This is a genomic window from Vreelandella sp. V005 (assembly GCF_052645115.1).
Genome location: NZ_JBQXYA010000004.1, coordinates 273,463 through 292,216, shown reverse-complemented (window position 1 = coordinate 292,216; position 18,754 = coordinate 273,463). Strand labels below are relative to the sequence as shown.

Genomic DNA, 18,754 nt, shown 5'->3' with positions numbered 1-18,754 from the left:
GATTCCTATGCATTACTCACCCGTCCGCCGCTCGTCAGCATCCCGAAGGACCTGCTACCGCTCGACTTGCATGTGTTAGGCCTGCCGCCAGCGTTCAATCTGAGCCATGATCAAACTCTTCAGTTTACAATCATTGTGATCCTTACTCGTCACTCGAAAGCAACAAAAGCGGATCAAACTTGGCTCAAGGTTCAAACGAATTCATTTCAATTTACATTGCCATGACCGCTTGCCTTGATATTGGGTGATTTGTCACCAACGTCAGCAAGCGCCCACATGAATTACCTGATCAAATTGTTAAAGAGCTGTTTCGCTGCGGTGGCTCCGTGAGCTACCCGGCTGGCCGTTGACTTGGCTTGCCTCAGCGAGGAAGGCGTATTCTACGCATTTCCTGGTGGTTGTCAAGGGCGTTGTTTTCGATGTAAACCTGACCACATCCAAAACCGCGCGCTAACGTAAAATCGTTAACTGCCTGACAAACCGAAGGTTTTCACCTTCACTTACCGCTGGTAACGCTTGGCGTCCCCGGCAGCGGATGCGTACTTTACGGATTCGCGGCCGGGTTGGCAAGGGGCATTTTGAAAAAGTTTTCAAAAAGTTCAAACAAGCGTCACACGGGCGTAACGTTTCTTACCCGCCTGAATCACATAGGCCTTACCAGTGGCTAGTATGGTGTCTTGCGCGACAGCCTCGCCATCCACTTTTACGCTGCCATTTTTCAACATGTCTTTAGCCTGGGCGCTGTTCTTGGTTAAGCCAGAGCGATTCAGGACGGCAGCGATCGGGGCCTGATCATTGCCCTCGAAGTCCACCTCTACTTCCGGCAGATCGTCGGGTAGCTCACCATCGGCCAGTTGATTACCTGCAGACTTATGTGCATTGGCCGCTGCTTCATCGCCGTGGTAACGGGCAATCAGCTCCCGCGCCAGTTCCATTTTGATGTCCCGCGGGTTCGCGCCCTGCTCAACGCTCTGCTTAAGTGCGTCGATCTCTTCGTTCGATTTCAGGGAGAGAAGCTCAAAGTAGCGCCACATCAAACTATCCGGCATGGAGACCAGCTTGTTGAACATCGAACCTGGCGCTTCATCGACACCAATATAGTTGCCCAAGGACTTCGACATCTTCTGCACACCGTCCAAACCCTCCAACAGCGGCATAGTAATGACCACCTGGGGTTCCTGACCGAAGTGCTTTTGAATCTCACGCCCCATTAGCAGGTTGAACTTCTGGTCGGTACCACCCAGCTCGACATCGGCCTCAAGCGCTACCGAGTCGTAGCCTTGTACCAGCGGGTAGAGAAATTCGTGAATAGCAATGGACTGATTGGCTTTATAGCGCTTTTCAAAGTCATCCCGTTCCAGCATACGGGCGACGGTGCTTTGGGCAGCCAGCTCGATCATTTTGGCAGCGGAGAGCTCGCCAAACCATTCGGCGTTAAAGCGCACCTCGGTTTTCTCAGGGTCGAGGATTTTAAACACCTGCTCCTTGTAGGTTTCGGCGTTGGCTTTCACATCCTCTTCGGTGAGCGGTTTGCGCGTTACGTTTTTACCGGTGGGATCGCCGATACGCCCGGTAAAGTCGCCGATCAGAAAGATAACGGTGTGACCCAAGTCTTGAAACTGGCGCATTTTGGTTAGTAGCACGCTGTGGCCCAAGTGCAGGTCGGGGGCCGTGGGATCAAAACCCGCTTTAATACGCAGCTTGCGGCCTGAAGCTAATTTCTTTTTTAGCTCATCCTCTACCAGGATTTCTTGCGTACCGCGCGACAGTAGCGCTAAAGCCTGATCCACCTCACTCATTGCCTCTCTCCACTATAAAAGAACGGCCCATAACGGGCTCAGGTGATAAATAACCGACGATGTTACCATGCTGGTTCGCCTTGGTTGAGCCTTGGTTTAGCGCATATCCTGGTTTAGCCTCAGCCCCGCTTTGTACGAGCTCGCTTATGACACCGCCTATCGCTTCACCGCTTTACTATATTGGCCTGATGTCCGGCACTAGTCTGGACGGTATTGATGCAGCACTTATCGCCATTGAAAGTGACTCGCCGCCGCGCCTGTTGGCGACCCATGCCGAACCCATGCCAGATGAGCTGCATCGCCAATTGTTCACCTTGTGTCATGCGGAACAAGTGAGTTTTGCGCAGCTAGCAGCAGCAGAACACGCGTTCTGCCAATGCCAAGCCCGCGCCGTGCAACGCCTAGTAGCGCCACTCTCAGTGGGCGTAGAACAGATCAGCGCCATCGGTAGCCACGGCCAAACCATTGAACACGCCCCCACAGGCCACAACGGTGGACCGCCATATACGCTTCAGTTGGATAATCCAAGCCTATTGGCCGAGCTCACCCGCTGCACGGTAGTGGCCGATTTTCGTCGCCGCGACTTAGCCGCTGGAGGCCAAGCCGCCCCGCTGGCACCGGCGTTTCATCAGGCACTATTTGGACGAGCAGACGCGCATCAGCTGGTACTTAATTTAGGCGGCTTTGCCAATCTCACTTGGCTCTCTAGTCAATCAAGCGACCCAGTGATCGGTTTCGATACCGGGCCCGCCAATGTTTTATTGGATGGCTGGTTTGCCTTGCACCAGGGCGGTCGCTTTGACCAGAACGGCGATTGGGCCGCTAGCGGACAAATAGATGAAGAGTTGTTAACTCGGCTGCTATCAGAACCGTTTTTCCAGCAGCCGCCGCCGAGAAGCACTGGGCGTGAGCTATTTCATCTGGATTGGCTTCAAAAACACCTCAGCGGTCAGGAAGCCGCCGCCGATGTGCAGGCGACGCTGGCCGAACTCACCGCCGTCAGTGTCGCCCAGGGGATTGACCAGTTGCGGATCGATAGTGGCCCGCTCACGCTAATCACCGCTGGTGGCGGCGCCCATAATGCTTATTTGATGCAGCGCCTTGCCCATCACCTGCCTGGCGCCACGCTGACTTCGCCATCGGCGTACGGCTGGCCTGAAGACTGGATAGAAGCCGGCGCCTTTGCTTGGCTGGCTCACCAGCGATTGAACCATCTGCCTGGCAACTTGCCTTCGGTCACCGGTGCGCAGGGCCCCCGAGTATTGGGTGGTATCTATGCTGCATAGCTTTTGCTGAGTTGCTTAGAGCTGCGCCAAGAGTCGCTTAGTAATCATCACCATCGCTCAGGCCCAAGTGACTCGGCACTTGTTCATCTAGCGAGAGGTTACGCCCCTTCGCGTCACTAACGTTGAGCAGCATGCGCAGGTCGTTAGCCGAGTCGGCGTGTGCCATGGCCACCTCTCTGCTGATATGCCCCGCCTGATGCAGATCATGCAGCGCCTGATCAAAGGTCTGCATTCCGGCATCGCGGGACTTGGCCATCGCCGCTTTAATCTCGGCGACCTTCCCTTTACGGATGAGATCGGCGATGCGCGGCGACTGCAGCATGATTTCAATAGCAGCACAGCGCCCGCCCGCAGGCGTGGGCAGCAATTGCTGGGCGATGACCGCCCGCAGATTTAGCGACAAGTCCATCCACACCTGTTCATGGCGTTCATGGGGGAAGAAGTGAATGATGCGCTCCAGCGCTTGATTGGCATTATTGGCATGTAGCGTTGCCAAGCAGAGATGGCCGGTTTCAGCAAAGGTCAGGGCGTGTTCCATGGTTTCCCGGGTGCGGATTTCACCAATCAGAATCACATCCGGCGCCTGACGCAGGGTATTTTTTAGCGCCACCTCAAATGACTCGGTATCGATCCCCACTTCGCGCTGGTTCACAATCGCGCGCTTGTGCGGGTGCAGGTACTCAATGGGGTCTTCAATACTGATGATATGACCGCCAACGGTTTCGTTGCGCTGCTGAATCATCGCCGCCAGGGTCGTCGATTTTCCCGTTCCGGCACCGCCCACCACCAGCACCAGCCCGCGCTTGGCCTGGGCCAATGCGGCCAATTGCGTGGGCACCCCCAGCGTTTCCAGCTTAGGAATGTCTATGGCAATGCTGCGCACCACCATGGCCATTTGATTGCGCTGCTGAAACGCACTAACCCGAAAACGCCCTTTACCTTCGCGACTTAGCGCAAAATTCGCTTCACGCTCACTGGCAAAGCGTTCGCGCAGCCCTTCCGGCAAGGCATGGGTAACCAATTCATTGACCTGATGAACGGTTAAGCGCTGCTGACCCAACGGCACCAGCCCATCGGGCATTTTCAGGCTGGGCGGCGCGCCCACTGAAATCAGCAGGTCAGAGGCATTTTGCTCGACCATGATATCCAGCAGCTGATGCAACCATTGAGTGGGCGAAAACTGGCCTTCTTGACTCATCGGTTGCTTACTCCTCCCGTAGCGCCAGCGTTCCCTTGGCACTCAACTGCGCCTCTTCCAAGCTGACCACGCCTTCTTTGACTAAACGGGAGAGCGCCGCGTCCAGCGTTTGCATGCCCAGACTACCACCGGTTTGAATGGCCGAATACATCTGCGCCACCTTGTCTTCGCGGATCAGGTTGCGCACGGCAGATGTAGCAATGAGGATTTCGTGAGCTGCCACGCGACCACCTCCCTGGCGCTTAAGCAGCGATTGCGACACCACCGCCTGGAGCGACTCTGAGAGCATCGAACGTACCATGGCTTTTTCTTCGCCGGGAAAGACATCAATGATGCGGTCGACGGTTTTAGCTGCCGAAGTGGTATGTAGCGTGCCTAGCACCAAATGCCCCGTCTCGGCGGCGGTTAATGCCAAACGAATGGTTTCCAGATCACGCAGCTCACCAACCAGAATCACATCCGGGTCTTCACGCAACGCACTACGCAACGCATCAGCAAAACTATGGGTATCGCGGTGCACTTCGCGCTGGTTGATCAAACAACGCTTGCTGACGTGAACAAATTCCACGGGGTCTTCAATGGTTAGAATGTGCTCGTAACGGTGGTCGTTTATATAATCGATCATCGCAGCAAGAGTGGTGCTCTTGCCGGACCCCGTCGGCCCCGTCACCAGCACTAAGCCCCTCGGCAACATCGACAAACGCTCAAATACTTCACCTAGCCCCAGGGTTTGCATGGAGAGTACTTGGTTGGGAATGGTGCGAAAGACCGCCCCCGCCCCGCGCGCTTGGGTAAAAACGTTAACGCGAAAACGCGCCACACCTGGCAACTCAAAGGAAAAATCAATTTCCAGATGCTCTTCGTAGTCGCGTCGCTGGCGATCATTCATGATGTCGTAGATCAGTTTACGTACATCATTATTATCAATGGCGGGCACATTGAGCCGACGAATATCGCCATCAACACGTATCATGGGCGGCAAACCGGCCGAAAGGTGCAAGTCAGAGGCATTCTGCTTTGCCGAGAATGCTAGCAGTTCGGTAATATCCATCTCTCTTCCCAGCTGCGGTAAGGTGCTTGAGTATGACAGACATCGCGCTTAACGAGTCACTTGACTATTCATACGGTCAGGCACGTGAACGCCTGCGTAAAGCGTTAGAGGATGCGGGGCGCACTCAGGATGACGCCAAACTACTGGCGGTCAGCAAAACCAAACCAGCGGCAATGATTCGCCAGGCTTGGCAGCTTGGCCAGCGCGAATTTGGTGAAAACTACCTACAAGAAGCGCTGGAGAAGCAGACTGAGCTTGCTGACCTTGACGACATTGTATGGCATTTCATTGGGCCGCTGCAGTCCAACAAGACCCGCGCTGTCGCCGAGCACTTTGACTGGGTGCACAGCGTTGACCGGCTAAAAATTGCCAAGCGCCTCAGCGAACAGCGACCCACTCACCTTGCGCCGCTGAGTATCTGCCTGCAAGTTAACGTCAGTCGTGAAGAGAGCAAAACCGGTGTACTGCCGGAGGAATTGGAGGCGTTGGCCAAACAAGTCGCCACGCTTCCTAATCTGCACTTGCGCGGCTTAATGGCAATTCCCGCCCCGGCGGAAGGCGTAGATGCTCAGCGCCAGCCGTTGGCAGCTCTGCGCGAGGCGTTAACTTCCCTACAGAGCAGCCTGCCTGACGCACCTCTCGATACACTCTCAATGGGCATGAGCGATGATTTAGAGGCAGCGATACTGGAGGGCGCCACGCTGGTAAGGTTAGGCACGGCGATTTTCGGCGCCCGCCACATGCCTTAAGCCAACAGCGACAGACGGCGAGCACTGCCACCGGTGCGCTGACCGAGTCAATTATTACACTTCACTAAAGGACACCTAGATGGCGAACAAGATTACCTTTATTGGGGCCGGCAACATGGCCAGCGCCATTATCGGCGGCCTCATCGACAGCGGCGTCGATGCAAAGTCCATCACCGCCACCGCGCCCAATGACAGCGAACTGGCAACGATCAAGCAGCGCCTAGGCATCAATACCGACACCGACAACAACGCGGCGGTGGCGAAGAGCGACGTAGTGGTATTAGCGGTAAAACCGCAAATTATGCGCAACGTCTGCGAAGCACTGCGCGACAGCGTTCAGCGCCAGCAGCCGTTGGTGATTTCGATTGCTGCCGGTCTGGATGCCAATACGATTGATCAGTGGCTAGGTGGCAATAACGCCATGGTGCGCTGCATGCCCAATACGCCCTCGCTGGTGGGTTATGGTGCCAGCGGTCTTTACGCCAACGCCAATGTTAACGACGCCCAGCGCGATGTGGCCACCCAGCTAATGGAAGCGGTCGGCATTGTGGAGTGGGTCGAAGAAGAAGCGCTATTAGATGCAGTGACCGCCGTTTCCGGCAGCGCCCCGGCTTACTTCTTTCTGATGTTCGAAGCCATGGAGGAAGCCGCGGTCAAACTCGGCCTGCCTGCCACCACCGCGCGCCGCCTTGCTATTCAAACCGCACTTGGCGCCGCTACCATGGCCCAGCAAAGCGATAAAGACCCTGCCACATTACAACAGAACGTCATGTCGCCGGGCGGCACCACTGAACGTGCCATTAAGCATATGGAAGAGGCACAATTGCGCACCACGATTGCCGATGCCATGCAGGCTTGCGCTGATCGCGCCCAGGCAATGGCCAAAGAACTGAGCGGCGATTAAGGCCACAACTCAGTAACGGATTATCAAGGAGAAAAAAGAATGGGCAATGAATTGGGTAGTGCAGGGTTAATGCTGGTCAATACGCTGATCAATATTTATCTGTTTTTGCTAATGCTGCGCTTTTTGCTGCAAGCATCGCGGGCGGATTACTACAACCCCTTAAGCCAGTCGGTCGTCAAGATTACGCAGCCGGTGGTGGGACTGTTTCAAGGCTTTTTAGGACCTGTGGCAGGACGTTTTGATCTCGCTACGCTGGCGGCAGGCTTTGTACTTAAAGTGGTCAGCATCATTGCCATCTTCATGGTCATCGGTGTAGGCATGCCCCCGATCCCCGGACTGCTCATCGCAGGCGTTGCGGCACTGGCCAACGCCATTTTGAAAATCTACTTCTTTGCCATGATTGTGATGATTATTTTGAGCTGGGTAGCGCCCAATGCCAGCCACCCCGGTGCGCTGCTGGTGATGCAGTTAGTCGAGCCCATTATGGCCCCGGTGCGTAAGGTAATCCCGTCGCTTGGCATGATCGACCTTTCGCCAATTGCGGTCTTTATTGCCATTAATTTGATTGATGGGCTGGTGGTTGGCTCGATGATTCGTGCGGCGGGCATTTCCGGTGCGCTGGTCGGGTTGTAATAACGCCTACTCGCCGTTTGCCTAGATAGCGCTACTGCCAATGAACCTGTTTAATAAGGTTCATGCAGCAGGACGTTTCCAGTCGCACTTTTTCAGCAGGACTAGCGCCTTCAATGCCTGATTCAGATACGCTTGCGTTTGCAGACCGGCCGGCGGGCTCCGTCGGCCTTGTTACCCCACACGTAGCCCGTTTCGATACGCCTCTCTCTCTTGCTTGCGGCAAGGTACTGCCTGCCTATGAGCTGATTTACGAAACCTACGGCACGCTAAACGCTGAACGTAGCAACGCCGTGCTGATTTGCCACGCACTTTCCGGCCATCACCACGCGGCGGGTTACCACAGCGAAGAAGATCGTAAGCCCGGCTGGTGGGATGCCCATATCGGCCCTGGCAAAGCGATCGATACCAACCGCTTTTTTGTCGTTTCTTTAAATAATTTAGGCGGTTGCCACGGTAGCACCGGTCCCGTCAGTCATAACCCGGACACCGGCCGTCAATGGGGCCCCGAATTCCCCATGGTCACTGTGAGCGACTGGGTAGCCAGCCAGGCGCGGCTTGCCGACCACCTGGGAATTGAGCGCTGGGCCGCCGCCGTCGGTGGCAGCCTGGGCGGCATGCAAGTGATGCAGTGGACCATGACCTACCCTGAGCGGGTGGCCAACGCGGTCGTCATTGCCGCCACACCCCGGCTGTCAGCGCAAAATATCGCCTTTAACGAAGTAGCCCGCCAGGCCATTCGCTCCGACCCCGAATTTTTTGATGGCTGGTACGCCGAGCACGACACCGTGCCCAAGCGTGGGCTAAAGCTGGCCCGTATGGTGGGGCATATCACCTATTTGTCAGAAGACGCCATGGGCAGCAAATTTGGCCGCGATCTGCGTAGCGATGACCTGAATTTTGGCTTCGACGTTGAGTTCCAGGTGGAGTCCTACCTGCGTTATCAAGGTGATACCTTTTCCACCGCTTTTGATGCCAACACCTACCTGCTGATGACCAAAGCACTGGACTATTTTGACCCGGCGGCCACCCAGGGCGGTGATTTCGCCAAAGCCTTGGCGCCAGCCCAGTGCCCGTTTCTGATTGTTAGCTTTACTACGGACTGGCGCTTTCCGCCTTCGCGCTCACGGGAGCTGGTCGATGCACTCACCCGGGCAGGCAAGTCGGTGAGTTACGCCAATATCGACTCTCCCCACGGCCATGATGCTTTTCTTCTTTCAGAACCGCGCTACGACGCTATCTTCAGCGCCTTTATGAACCGTGCAGCCCGCGAGCTCGATCTCACCGAAGCGGTGAAAGACGAAGCGAGCGCAGATCACTCGGGCACAGAGGAGACGCTATGATGCGCGCCGATTTAGAACTGATTTATGACTGGGTGCCCGAAGGGGCGCACGTGCTTGACCTTGCCTGTGGCAATGGCGAACTGCTTGAAACGCTGGCACGCCATAAGGGCGTGACCGGTTATGGTTTAGAGATTGACCACGCCGGTATTAATGCCTGCGTGGAACGGGGCGTTAGCGTTATTGAGCATAACCTGGATGACGGCTTAAGCAGTTTTTGCGACAACAGCTACGACCAAGTGATCATGACCCAAGCACTGCAGGCGCTGCGACGCCCGGATAAGATGCTGGATGAAATGCTAAGGGTCGCGGAAGAAGGCATTATCACCTTCCCTAACTTCGCCTATTGGCGCCATCGTATTCATTTAGGCCTGCGCGGCTATATGCCGGTTTCCAAGTCACTGCCTCACGCTTGGTACGACACACCCAACATTCATCTCTCGACCTTCAATGACTTTGAACATCTCTGCCGGGAGAAGGGCTTAGTGATTGTTGATCGCGCCGTGGGCGTAGGCGATCATCAGGGCCACTGGAAATCACGACTGTGGCCCAATTTATTTGGTGAAATTGCCATTTTCCGCGTACGCCGACGCTAGACGTGAACGTTGCCCCACGCTTATGACGATCCATCATGATCAATGGAGATACGCCCATGTTACGCCGCTTAATGATCAGCGCTGCCCTTATCGGCACGCTCTTCACCACTGCGACGGCTTATGCCGAACAGTTCAGCCAAATTGGCGACTATGAGATTCACTATAGCGCGGTGAACAGCAGTTTTTTGACCCCCGAGGTGGCCCAGGCCAACAATATCCAGCGCAGCGTTAGCCGGGGCTTGGTCAATGTGAGTGTTCGCGAGCGGCAGGAGGATGGCAGCACCCGCCCTGTTAATGCTAGCGTTCAGGGCCACGTGAGCGGCTTGACGGGCACCCAGGAGTCGCTGAGCTTTCGTACCGTGCATGATGGCGATGCCACCTACCATCTAGCGCCGTTTACCATGCGTGAAGATGAAAGCATGCGCTTTGAACTCAGCGTTCGCTACGACCGCAATGCCGCTCCCGCCCCGGTGAACTTTATTCAGCGTTTTTATATTGACCGCTAAGCGCTTCGCTTTCTCACTGACGGCTTTACAGCCGCACAGGCAGGCGGCGGGTTAATCTTACCCCCGCCGGGCGCCCCTGCTCTCGCGCCACCTCAATGCCATAGGCCAGCACCTCCACGCCGCTGGCCGCGGCTTCCGCGAGGGCAGCGGCATAAACCGCGTCGATATGGGCGGCGGCGGCCACGTCAGCAATACCTTCATGGGCAACACAAAACAGCAGCACCGCCCGTTCACCCTGCTCTGCCAGCACTCGCAGCGAATGCAGGTGCTTGGTACCACGCACGCTCACCGAGTCCGGAAAGTAGCCGTGGCCGTCCTGCTCTTTGAGGGTGACCTGCTTGACCTCGATATACGCCCGCCCCCGCTGTGGGTCGTCCAGCCTAAAATCGAGGCGGGCATCGGCCACTTTCACTTCCCGGCGCAGCGTGGCATAGCCTGCCAGCGGCGCGATTTCTCCCGCCTCCAGTGACGCTTCCACGATACGGTTAGCGCGGCCGGTATGGACTGAGGCGAGCGCCATCTGCCCATCGGCTTGGGGCAGTTCAATAAACTCCCAGGTCCAGGCAAGCTTGCGCTTGGGGTTATCGCTAGGAGAGAGCCAAACCCGGCACCCCGGCACATTCACCGCCTTCATCGAGCCGGTATTGGGGCAGTGGGCGACCACCTCGCGGCCATCGTCTAACAGGACATCGGCCAGAAAACGTTTATAGCGTTTGAGCAATACGCCCGGCACAAGCGCTGGATAGCCCAACATCACAGCCTGCTCACAAAACGTTCAATTCGCGCTACTGCCTCTTCCAAACGGGCAATATCATTGGTGAAAGCAATCCGCACATGGTGCTCACCGCCGCGTACGGCAAAATCAATACCAGGCGTAATCGCCACGTTCTCTTCCAGCAGCAGGCGCTCACAGAAAGATTGGCTATCGCGGCTGTATCGGGAGATATCCAGCCATAAATAGAACGCCCCTTGTGGCGGTAGATCCGGCGCCAAGCCTAAGCTTGCCAAGCCTCTCAATAGCACCTGACGACGCTCTTTAAGTATTTCACGGCGCTGTTCGAGAATCCCTCGACATTCCGGCGTAAATGCTGCCAGCGCGGCATGCTGTGAAGGCGTTGGCGCGGCAAGGAACATATTCTGCGCCAGCCGGGTTAATGGTTCCACGGCATGTTCCGGCGCCACTAGCCAGCCCAGTCGCCAGCCGGTCATGCCGAAATACTTTGAGAAGCTATTCACCACAAACGCGTTGGCTGAGAGCGAGGTGGCCGACAGCGGCGCATCGTCGTAGTTGAGGCCTTGGTAAATCTCATCGACGATCACGTCGCCTTCGCGCTCGGCTACCGCTGCGAGCACAGCAGAGAGCTGCTGCGCGCTCAACGTATGGCCGGTGGGGTTGGAGGGCGACGCCAGCATCGCCAAGTGTGTATCCTCTCGCCAATGCTGCGCGATTAGGCCAGCATCCAACTGCCAGCCGCTATCACGACCAACCGATACCGCATCGACCTCAGCACCTGCCAACGCCATAAAGTGACGATTGCAGGGGTAGTTCGGATCCGCCATCAGCACCCGCGAGCCGTTTTCGACCACTAACTGGCTCGCCAGCATCAGCGCACCAGAAGCGCCCGGTGTGACCAAAATACGCGCTGGATCCACCTTGGCGTTAAAGTGTTCAGCGTAGTGCCCGGCAATGGCCTCGCGTAGCGCGGGTAAGCCTGCGGCGGGGGTGTAGCGCGTATACCCGTTGGTAAGCGCCTGCTGCCCGGCCGCGATAATAGGCGCGGGCGTGGCAAAGTCGGGCTCGCCCACTTCTAAGTGAATCACATCAAAGCCAGCGGCTTCTCGCGCCTGGGCCATTTCCAAAAGGTGCATGACCCGAAAAGGGGCAACGAGATCGACGCGCGAATTCCAGGCCATAACAGCTCCTTTTCCTCACTATTGTCAAAACGAGGTCATTATTAAAAGCTAACTAAAACATGGAGCTGCTTTTTTAACACATTCTACCATGGTCGAAAGCACACCATTATGCTTGCAACCCAGCCATTTTTCAGCTAAACAAGCATCCCTTTGGCGTGAGATCGTGACAGTCGCTCATGGTCGATCAGTAGTCACATATGTAAGGGGCAGTCCCATGCCAGTAGCAGAAAAGAAAACGGAAGCGTCCAAGTCCTTCACCCCGTACGAGCCAGCGCCGGGTGAAGAGTATATGAACGAGCAGCAGCTAGCGCACTTCCGACAGCTGCTGCTGGATTGGAAACAAGATCTCATGGAAGAGGTGGATCGTACGGTACGCCACCTGCAAGAAGATGCGAACAACTACGCCGATCCCGCTGACCGCGCTACCCAAGAAGAGGGTTTTAGCCTGGAACTGCGTACGCGGGATCGCGAGCGTAAGCTGCTCAAGAAAATTAACGAGACGTTGGATAACATTGATGATGACGATTACGGCTTCTGCGAAGCCTGCGGCGTTGAGATCGGTATCCGTCGCTTAGAAGCCCGTCCCACCGCTACGCTGTGTGTGGATTGCAAAACCCTGGCAGAACTCAAAGAGAAACAGCTGGGTGGCTGAGTACTAGCATAACGTTCTACTTGAGCGCGGGCACCTTAGGGTGCCCGTTTTTGTTCACGGCTTTTTTCAATCACCAGGTGCTTTCACGAGCCTCGTTATGAATGATTCTGCTCACTACCGTGGCCGCTTCGCCCCTACGCCCTCCGGGCCGCTGCATTTTGGCTCGTTGGTGGCCGCCTTAGGCAGCTATTTAGATGCCCGCGCCGCCCAAGGCCGGTGGCTGGTACGTATTGAAGATATCGACCCGCCTCGCTGCCCAGAAGGCGCTGCGAGCACCATCCTGCACCAACTGGAAACATTTGGCCTGGAGTGGGACGAAGCCGTGATGTGGCAGCACACTCGCGGCGATACTTACCAGCACGCTCTGGATCGGCTGATTCAGTTGGACCTTGCCTATCCCTGCAGCTGTTCCCGGAAACAGTGGCAGGCGTTTGAGATCTACCCCGGCTGGTGCCGCGAAGGCGTGTGTGATCCTAATAAGCCGTTGGCTTGGCGGCTACGTAGCGACCGCGGCGAGCGTCCCATACGTTGGCAAGATCGGCTGTTTGGCGAACAGCAGTTTGACCCCGCTGAACTAGGCGACGTGGTCTTGAAGCGCAAAGATGGCCTATGGGCGTATCAACTGGCCGTGGTAGTGGATGACGCCGAGCAGCAGATTACCGATGTGGTGCGCGGGCTCGATTTACTCGACAACACCCCTTGGCAGCGTCAATTGCAGAGCGCGCTTCAACTACCGCAGCCGCGTTACCTGCATTTACCACTGATCGTCACGGCCGAAGGACAGAAGCTCTCCAAGCAAAACCTGGCCCCTGCCCTGGCAGAAAACGAGAGTGGAGTTCGCCAGCAGCTTTTTCAGGCGCTGGAAGCACTTGATCAAGCGCCGCCGAAAGCACTGGCAACAGAACCGCCGGCGACTCAGCTACACTGGGCGATAGCCAACTGGTCACTGGCAAGGCTACGTCCTGTGGGCCATCGCTTAACGCCCTCCTCACACTCAGCAGGAGATTGATATGTACGTCTATCGCATCATGCTGTTTTTGGTGTTTGGCGGCTATTTACTCTCTCCGCTGCTGATGAATGGCTGGAGTGATCCAGGTGCCGCCTGGTACCGGCCGTTTGCCATCTGGGGAGGCTTGATCGCCCTGACGCTTTGGCTGGAGCAGAAAAGGAAGCTGGATGAACGTTGAGTTAATGGGCCTTTTACTGTTAGGCCTGGGCTATCTGGCGCTGCTGTTTGGCTGCGGGTTTGCCGTAGAGCGTGGCTGGGTGCCGGTGCGGATCACCCGTCATCCCATTGTCTATACTCTGGCGTTGGGCGTTTATGCGAGTGCCTGGGCGATTTATGGCAGCGTAGAAATGGCCGCCAACGCAGGCTTTGGCTTCCTTGCTTATTACTTGGGCGCGGCAGGCGCTTTTTTGCTTGCGCCGGTGCTGTTGGTGCCTATTCAGCGTATTACCCGTACCTACCAGCTAACATCCCTGGCCGACCTATTTGCCTTTCGCTTTCGCTCACGGTGGGCAGGGACGCTGGTCACGTTAGTCAGTTTGCTGGCGGTGCTACCGCTGTTGGGTATTCAGGTACAAACGTTGAGTGAAGCCATCGATATACTCACTGCCAGCCAAGCGGGCGGCAGCGTGGCACTGCTGTTTTGTGCGGTGATAGCCGCCTTCGCCGTGGTGTTTGGAGCGCGCCATAGCCAATCTCATGGTCGCCACGACACCCTGCTGAGCGCCATTGCGTTTGAATCCATCGTCAAACTGCTGGCCATGCTAGGCCTCGGCGCGGTCGCGCTGTGGATGGTGTTTGACGGCCCTAGCGATCTTCAGCTTTGGCTGGAAGGCCCTGGCGCGATCCTCCAGCAACAGACACCCAAGCTTGATCCTGCCCAATGGCGCACCCTGCTGCTGCTGTTTTTTGCCGCGGCGTTTATGATGCCGCACTTGTTTCATATCAGCTTTGCGGAAAGCCTTTCGCGGCATACGTTACTGCAAGCCAGCTGGGCACTGCCGCTTTTTTTACTGCTCATGGCGCTGCCTGTGCCCGTGATTTGGTGGGCCGCGCAGTCAGTGAATTCGGACATCCCCATCGCAGCCTATGCCGCTTTTCTGATGACCGAGCATTGGTGGGTAGGCGCGCTGGCGTTTATCGGCGGCCTGGCCGCCGCCAGCGGCACGATGATCATGATTGCACTGGCGCTGTCGGGCATGGTGCTCAACCACATTGTGCTGGTAGCAAGGCCCCCTGAAGCGCGCAGCGACCTCTATGGCTGGTTGCTATGGCTACGCCGAGGCTTAGTCGTTGGCGTGATTATCGGTGGCTGGCTGTTTTACCAGGGAGTGGGACGCCATCACGGTTTAATCGGCCTAGGGTTAGCGGCCTTTGTGGGCATGGCGCAGTGCCTACCCGGCATGCTCGCTCTGCTCTATTGGCCAGGAGCCAATCGCAAAGGCATGATTATTGGCTTGATCGCCGGCGTTAGCGTGTGGCTGTGGGGTTTATGGTTACCCCTAGTGCTCTCACTCCCGCCCCCGGTACTGCCCTTTGCACCGTTCACCGCCACTGATGGGCCGCTGTGGTACAACGTTACGCTGCTATCGCTAGCCATCAATATCTTACTGTTGATTGTGATATCGCTGTTCACGCGCATCTCTGAAGGGGAGCAATCCGCCGCAGAGGCATGCTCGGTAGATGCAGTGATTCGTTCTAAACGCTTTCCGCTCGAAGCCGCCACCGCTAGTGATTTTTCGGCGCATTTAGCGCAAGCACTGGGTGACGAAGCCGCTAGCCGTGAAGTCGCTCGCGCGTTGAAAGCGCTCAACTTAACACCCCAAGAACGCAGGCCCTACGCGCTGCGCCGTTTACGCGACCGTATTCAGGCCAATCTTTCAGGCTTGATGGGGCCTTCGGTAGCGCGGGATATCGTTGACCGCTACCTGCCTTACCGTCACGACGACGCCCCGGAAACCGATGACATTCACTTTGTCGAAAGCCGCTTGGAAGCCTACCGTTCGCGGCTCACCGGGTTGGCCCGCGAGCTCGATGGTTTGCGCCGTCACCACCGGCAAACGCTGGCCTACTTACCGGTAGGGCTGTGTGTTTTGGGTGATGATGATGAGCTGCTGATGTGGAACCAGGCACTCTCACAGCTCTCGGGGATCAGCGGAGAAAGCGTGATCGGTTCGCGCCGCGACAGCCTACCCGCCCCCTGGCCCAGCCTGCTGGGGAGCGTATTAGCGGCTACCTCAACGCCGCTCTATAAACAGGCCGTCACGCTGCACGGCAAGGACTACTTCCTTACCCTGCACAAAGCCATTTTGAGCGGCCATGATAGTCGCGGCGGCAGCGTCATTTTGATTGAAGACCATACGGAAATGAAGTGGCTGGAAGATGAGCTGGTGCATGCGGCACGCCTTGCCTCAATCGGCCAGTTAGCCGCTGGGGTTGCCCATGAAATCGGCAACCCGATTACCGGCATCTCGTCACTGGCGCAGAATCTTCGCTACGACACCAACGACCCCGCGTTGCTGGAAACCGCCGACCAAATTCAGCAGTTGACCCAACGAGTGACTAAAATCGTCAACTCGCTGGTGGGCTTTGCCCACGGCGGTCGTCAAACCGTGCTGCTTCCTGCCGCACCTGTCGAGCTCGCATCGATTAGCGACGATGCATTGCACTTGATCCACCTCGCCCGCTCGGGAGAGGATGTAACGTTAACGAAAGAGACGCCCGACAACCTGATGGTGCGTGGCGATGCTCAGCGATTAACCCAAGTAATGGTTAATCTGCTCAGCAATGCCCGTGATGCCTGTGACCAAGATGGGCAAGTACACATTGACGCAGGGTGCCAAGGGCAGCTGGCCTGGTGGCGTATAACCGACAACGGCCAGGGCATTGACCCAAGGGTTCGCGATCATTTATTCGAGCCCTTTACCACCACTAAACCAGCAGGCGAAGGCACCGGCCTGGGCCTTTCACTGGCGTATCAAATTATCAATGAGCATCAGGGTAAAATAGACGTGGTTTCGCCACCGCCCGGACAGCCTCGCGGCACTGCCATTACCCTATGGCTGCCGCTTTACCAACAGGATGATCAGCCAACTCATGCCCAGGATTCTGATTGTTGAAGATGAAGCGATTATTCGCAGCGCGTTAAAGCGGCTGCTGGAACGCAACGACTATGCGGTCAGCGAAGCCGGCAGTGCCGAGGAGGCCTGCCAGCTTGAACTTACGGGGTTTGATCTCATCATCAGCGACCTGCGCTTACCAGGCGAGCTAGGCACATCCTTAATTGCCGCGTCAGCGCCGGTGCCAGTGCTAATCATGACCAGCTACGCCAGCATGCGCTCCGCAGTAGAGGCGCTCAAACAAGGCGCGGTTGACTATGTCGCCAAGCCGTTTGATCACGCCGAACTGCTGGAAACCGTTGAACGCATCCTGCATAAGCAATCGATGCAGCAAAGCCCGCCGCCGGATATTACTGACGAAGGCGGCGGGCGCCAGACCATGATCGGCAACTGCGTTGCCATGCAGCAGGTGTACACCCGCATTCGTAAAACAGCACCGGCCGATGTCACCGTATTGATTCTAGGGGAGTCGGGTACCGGCAAAGAGCTTGTGGCACGTGCCATTCACCAGCAAAGCAAACGCGCTAAAGCGCCCCTCATTAGCGTTAACTGTGCCGCCATTCCCGAAACGCTGATCGAATCCGAACTGTTCGGCCATGAGAAAGGGGCTTTCACCGGCGCCAGCGCAGCACGCACGGGCTTGGTAGAAGCTGCCGATGGTGGCACACTTTTTTTGGATGAAATTGGCGAGCTGCCCCTCGATGCCCAGGCGCGCCTGTTGCGTGTACTTCAGGAGGGGGAAATTCGTAAGATTGGCTCGGTAGAAACTCGCCACGTCGATGTGCGTTTGATAGCCGCTACGCACCGCGACCTGCGCGCGCTATCAAAAACCGGCGAGTTCCGTCTCGACCTTTACTACCGGTTGAATGTCATGCAGATCGAACTGCCCCCGCTGCGCGAGCGTGAAGAAGACGTACTTGAAATCGCCGACATTCTGCTCGACAAGGCGTGCAAACGGCACGAACGCTCTGGGCTGCGCCTATCGCGAGCAGCTCGCCAAGACCTTCGCGACTACCCCTGGCCGGGCAACGTGCGTGAGTTGGAGAACGCGCTTGAGCGCGGGGTCATTCTTGCCGAGGGGCATCTGATACACCCAGATGACTTGGGTTTGGCGCCCATTACCGCTCGCCCTCATACTCCCCCAACGGCTACCGCTACTAGCGGTGTCAGCACCGATAAAAGCGCTGATGAGAATGAAGATGACCTCTCTTTAGAAGATTATTTTCAGCATTTTGTGCTTGAGCACCAAGATCAAATGAGTGAAACCGAGCTGGCCCAAAAGCTTGGCATTAGCCGCAAAAACCTCTGGGAGCGACGCCAGCGGCTAGGCATACCCCGTAAAAAGACTGCCCGACGTCCCGGTTAGCCGCTTGGGCCGTGGCGACAGCATCCCTACGACCATCGTCTAATACGCTGATTTCAATAAGAAATATTCACACCCTACCAATTAGACACTGTTACCTTCCCACACAACAGCGTGCACAAACGGACGTAAAAGGGGTAACACTTCTTATATTGGGAAGTTCCTTATCCTTTTTTAAAAACGTCAACCTTCTGAAATTTATGACTTATCCAGCAGGTGGCACAGCGTCTGCAATATTACTGGGTAAGAAAAACAAACTGGGCAAAGCGGTAGGTCACTAACAAAAACAATATGACCCTGCTTCAACCTGAGCCATAACAAAAACAACAGGGCCAGGTAGAGATAACGGTACTAATAAAAACAACATGCTTGAGTCTCATTACTTGCTGGCGCAGGCAGTACAGGCGCTGATAACAAAAATAAAGAGAGTAAGTAGCCCGAAAGGACGCGACGTACACCACAACTTGCATCCTAACAACAACAATAGCAGTCAATGTGTACACCCCGGCGCCAATAATAACTCCCCGGGGGGAGAATAGTTCGCGGTTGGATTATTGTTTTGAATACGAGGCGGTCGGAACTATCGTGATCCTTACGCCTACCGACTGCGGTGCGTATTCAGGGCGATGTGCCATCATGAA

17 protein-coding genes and 1 rRNA gene are annotated in these 18,754 nt (G+C 56.3%); 12 read left to right on the top strand and 6 right to left on the bottom strand.

Going from position 1 to position 18,754, the window contains the following annotated elements; translation table 11 throughout:
* Together ACUN8H_RS12530 and tyrS are read right to left on the bottom strand one after the other, a co-directional pair.
* Positions 1 to 126 (bottom strand): 16S ribosomal RNA (locus ACUN8H_RS12530); the annotation flags it as partial.
* A gap of 473 nt (positions 127 to 599) precedes the next feature.
* Positions 600 to 1,799, bottom strand: coding sequence for a tyrosine--tRNA ligase (gene tyrS / locus ACUN8H_RS12525; protein WP_445532411.1), 1,200 nt, complete (start codon positions 1,797 to 1,799; stop codon positions 600 to 602).
* 146 nt (positions 1,800 to 1,945) lie between these two features.
* Between tyrS and ACUN8H_RS12520 the strand changes: the two genes are divergently transcribed.
* Positions 1,946 to 3,085, top strand: a complete 1,140-nt coding sequence (locus ACUN8H_RS12520) for an anhydro-N-acetylmuramic acid kinase (protein ID WP_445532410.1) — start codon at positions 1,946 to 1,948, stop codon at positions 3,083 to 3,085.
* 37 nt (positions 3,086 to 3,122) lie between these two features.
* Here ACUN8H_RS12520 and ACUN8H_RS12515 read toward each other — a convergent pair whose 3' ends face one another.
* Together ACUN8H_RS12515 and ACUN8H_RS12510 are read right to left on the bottom strand one after the other, a co-directional pair.
* A complete protein-coding gene (locus ACUN8H_RS12515; protein ID WP_445532409.1) occupies positions 3,123 to 4,283 on the bottom strand; it encodes a PilT/PilU family type 4a pilus ATPase in 1,161 nt (386 codons plus the stop codon).
* 7 nt (positions 4,284 to 4,290) lie between these two features.
* A complete protein-coding gene (locus ACUN8H_RS12510; RefSeq protein WP_445532408.1) occupies positions 4,291 to 5,334 on the bottom strand; it encodes a type IV pilus twitching motility protein PilT in 1,044 nt (347 codons plus the stop codon).
* A 32-nt stretch (positions 5,335 to 5,366) separates the two neighbouring features.
* Here ACUN8H_RS12510 and ACUN8H_RS12505 point away from each other — a divergent pair, with 32 nt between their 5' ends.
* From ACUN8H_RS12505 to ACUN8H_RS12480, 6 genes are all read left to right on the top strand, one after another.
* On the top strand, positions 5,367 to 6,083 hold the full coding sequence (locus tag ACUN8H_RS12505) for a YggS family pyridoxal phosphate-dependent enzyme (RefSeq protein ID WP_445532407.1): 717 nt from the start codon (positions 5,367 to 5,369) through the stop codon (positions 6,081 to 6,083).
* Between the two features lie 79 nt (positions 6,084 to 6,162).
* Positions 6,163 to 6,987, top strand: coding sequence for a pyrroline-5-carboxylate reductase (gene proC, locus ACUN8H_RS12500; RefSeq protein ID WP_445532406.1), 825 nt, complete (start codon positions 6,163 to 6,165; stop codon positions 6,985 to 6,987).
* A 39-nt stretch (positions 6,988 to 7,026) separates the two neighbouring features.
* Positions 7,027 to 7,620 carry a YggT family protein gene (locus ACUN8H_RS12495; protein ID WP_445532405.1) on the top strand — a complete coding sequence of 198 codons (594 nt, stop codon included), beginning with the start codon at positions 7,027 to 7,029 and terminating at the stop codon, positions 7,618 to 7,620.
* Positions 7,621 to 7,733: 113 nt separating this feature from the next.
* Positions 7,734 to 8,960 (top strand): homoserine O-succinyltransferase MetX, encoded by a 1,227-nt coding sequence (gene metX, locus ACUN8H_RS12490; RefSeq protein WP_445532404.1) that lies wholly within the window; start codon positions 7,734 to 7,736, stop codon positions 8,958 to 8,960.
* Positions 8,960 to 9,553: a methionine biosynthesis protein MetW gene (gene metW / locus ACUN8H_RS12485; protein WP_290700573.1), complete on the top strand. Its 594-nt coding sequence runs from the start codon at positions 8,960 to 8,962 to the stop codon at positions 9,551 to 9,553. Before metX ends, metW begins: the two co-directional genes overlap by 1 nt.
* 56 nt (positions 9,554 to 9,609) lie before the next feature.
* Positions 9,610 to 10,059 carry a DUF4426 domain-containing protein gene (locus ACUN8H_RS12480; protein WP_290700543.1) on the top strand — a complete coding sequence of 150 codons (450 nt, stop codon included), beginning with the start codon at positions 9,610 to 9,612 and terminating at the stop codon, positions 10,057 to 10,059.
* 25 nt (positions 10,060 to 10,084) lie between these two features.
* On the opposite strand, the gene sfsA is transcribed toward ACUN8H_RS12480, so the two are convergent.
* Positions 10,085 to 10,813, bottom strand: coding sequence for a DNA/RNA nuclease SfsA (gene sfsA / locus ACUN8H_RS12475; protein WP_445532403.1), 729 nt, complete (start codon positions 10,811 to 10,813; stop codon positions 10,085 to 10,087).
* On the bottom strand, positions 10,813 to 11,973 hold the full coding sequence (locus ACUN8H_RS12470) for an aminotransferase class I/II-fold pyridoxal phosphate-dependent enzyme (RefSeq protein WP_445532402.1): 1,161 nt from the start codon (positions 11,971 to 11,973) through the stop codon (positions 10,813 to 10,815). Before ACUN8H_RS12470 ends, sfsA begins: the two co-directional genes overlap by 1 nt.
* 214 nt (positions 11,974 to 12,187) lie before the next feature.
* On the opposite strand from ACUN8H_RS12470, the gene dksA reads away from it, so the two are divergent.
* The 5 genes from dksA (at position 12,188) to ACUN8H_RS12445 (ending at position 18,116) form a co-directional block, all read left to right on the top strand.
* Entirely contained in the window at positions 12,188 to 12,625 is a 438-nt protein-coding gene (gene dksA / locus ACUN8H_RS12465) for an RNA polymerase-binding protein DksA (protein WP_008958813.1), read from the top strand.
* A gap of 97 nt (positions 12,626 to 12,722) precedes the next feature.
* Positions 12,723 to 13,634, top strand: coding sequence for a tRNA glutamyl-Q(34) synthetase GluQRS (gene gluQRS / locus ACUN8H_RS12460; RefSeq protein WP_445532401.1), 912 nt, complete (start codon positions 12,723 to 12,725; stop codon positions 13,632 to 13,634).
* A 1-nt stretch (position 13,635) separates the two neighbouring features.
* Complete coding sequence (locus ACUN8H_RS12455) at positions 13,636 to 13,812, top strand: hypothetical protein (protein ID WP_445532400.1); 177 nt, start codon at positions 13,636 to 13,638, stop codon at positions 13,810 to 13,812.
* On the top strand, positions 13,802 to 16,750 hold the full coding sequence (locus ACUN8H_RS12450) for an ATP-binding protein (protein WP_445532399.1): 2,949 nt from the start codon (positions 13,802 to 13,804) through the stop codon (positions 16,748 to 16,750). The genes ACUN8H_RS12455 and ACUN8H_RS12450 overlap by 11 nt, the downstream gene beginning before the upstream one ends.
* The gene (locus ACUN8H_RS12445; protein ID WP_445532398.1) at positions 16,728 to 18,116 is read left to right on the top strand and encodes a sigma-54-dependent transcriptional regulator; all 1,389 of its coding nucleotides are present in this window, start codon (positions 16,728 to 16,730) and stop codon (positions 18,114 to 18,116) included. Before ACUN8H_RS12450 ends, ACUN8H_RS12445 begins: the two co-directional genes overlap by 23 nt.
* The last annotated feature ends 638 nt before the right edge of the window (positions 18,117 to 18,754 follow it).

Bases quoted from the DNA above. Each gene is read 5' to 3' on its own strand.
- ACUN8H_RS12520 (WP_445532410.1), top strand. From the start codon at position 1,946: ATGACACCGCCTATCGCTTCACCGCTTTACTATATTGGCCTGATGTCC.
- ACUN8H_RS12445 (WP_445532398.1), top strand. From the start codon at position 16,728: ATGCCCAGGATTCTGATTGTTGAAGATGAAGCGATTATTCGCAGCGCG.
- ACUN8H_RS12450 (WP_445532399.1), top strand. From the start codon at position 13,802: ATGAACGTTGAGTTAATGGGCCTTTTACTGTTAGGCCTGGGCTATCTG.
- proC (WP_445532406.1), top strand. From the start codon at position 6,163: ATGGCGAACAAGATTACCTTTATTGGGGCCGGCAACATGGCCAGCGCC.
- ACUN8H_RS12455 (WP_445532400.1), top strand. From the start codon at position 13,636: ATGTACGTCTATCGCATCATGCTGTTTTTGGTGTTTGGCGGCTATTTA.
- tyrS (WP_445532411.1), bottom strand. From the start codon at position 1,799: ATGAGTGAGGTGGATCAGGCTTTAGCGCTACTGTCGCGCGGTACGCAA.
- ACUN8H_RS12510 (WP_445532408.1), bottom strand. From the start codon at position 5,334: ATGGATATTACCGAACTGCTAGCATTCTCGGCAAAGCAGAATGCCTCT.
- ACUN8H_RS12480 (WP_290700543.1), top strand. From the start codon at position 9,610: ATGTTACGCCGCTTAATGATCAGCGCTGCCCTTATCGGCACGCTCTTC.
- ACUN8H_RS12470 (WP_445532402.1), bottom strand. From the start codon at position 11,973: ATGGCCTGGAATTCGCGCGTCGATCTCGTTGCCCCTTTTCGGGTCATG.
- ACUN8H_RS12515 (WP_445532409.1), bottom strand. From the start codon at position 4,283: ATGAGTCAAGAAGGCCAGTTTTCGCCCACTCAATGGTTGCATCAGCTG.
- gluQRS (WP_445532401.1), top strand. From the start codon at position 12,723: ATGAATGATTCTGCTCACTACCGTGGCCGCTTCGCCCCTACGCCCTCC.
- ACUN8H_RS12505 (WP_445532407.1), top strand. From the start codon at position 5,367: ATGACAGACATCGCGCTTAACGAGTCACTTGACTATTCATACGGTCAG.
- metX (WP_445532404.1), top strand. From the start codon at position 7,734: ATGCCTGATTCAGATACGCTTGCGTTTGCAGACCGGCCGGCGGGCTCC.
- sfsA (WP_445532403.1), bottom strand. From the start codon at position 10,813: ATGTTGGGCTATCCAGCGCTTGTGCCGGGCGTATTGCTCAAACGCTAT.
- dksA (WP_008958813.1), top strand. From the start codon at position 12,188: ATGCCAGTAGCAGAAAAGAAAACGGAAGCGTCCAAGTCCTTCACCCCG.
- ACUN8H_RS12495 (WP_445532405.1), top strand. From the start codon at position 7,027: ATGGGCAATGAATTGGGTAGTGCAGGGTTAATGCTGGTCAATACGCTG.
- metW (WP_290700573.1), top strand. From the start codon at position 8,960: ATGCGCGCCGATTTAGAACTGATTTATGACTGGGTGCCCGAAGGGGCG.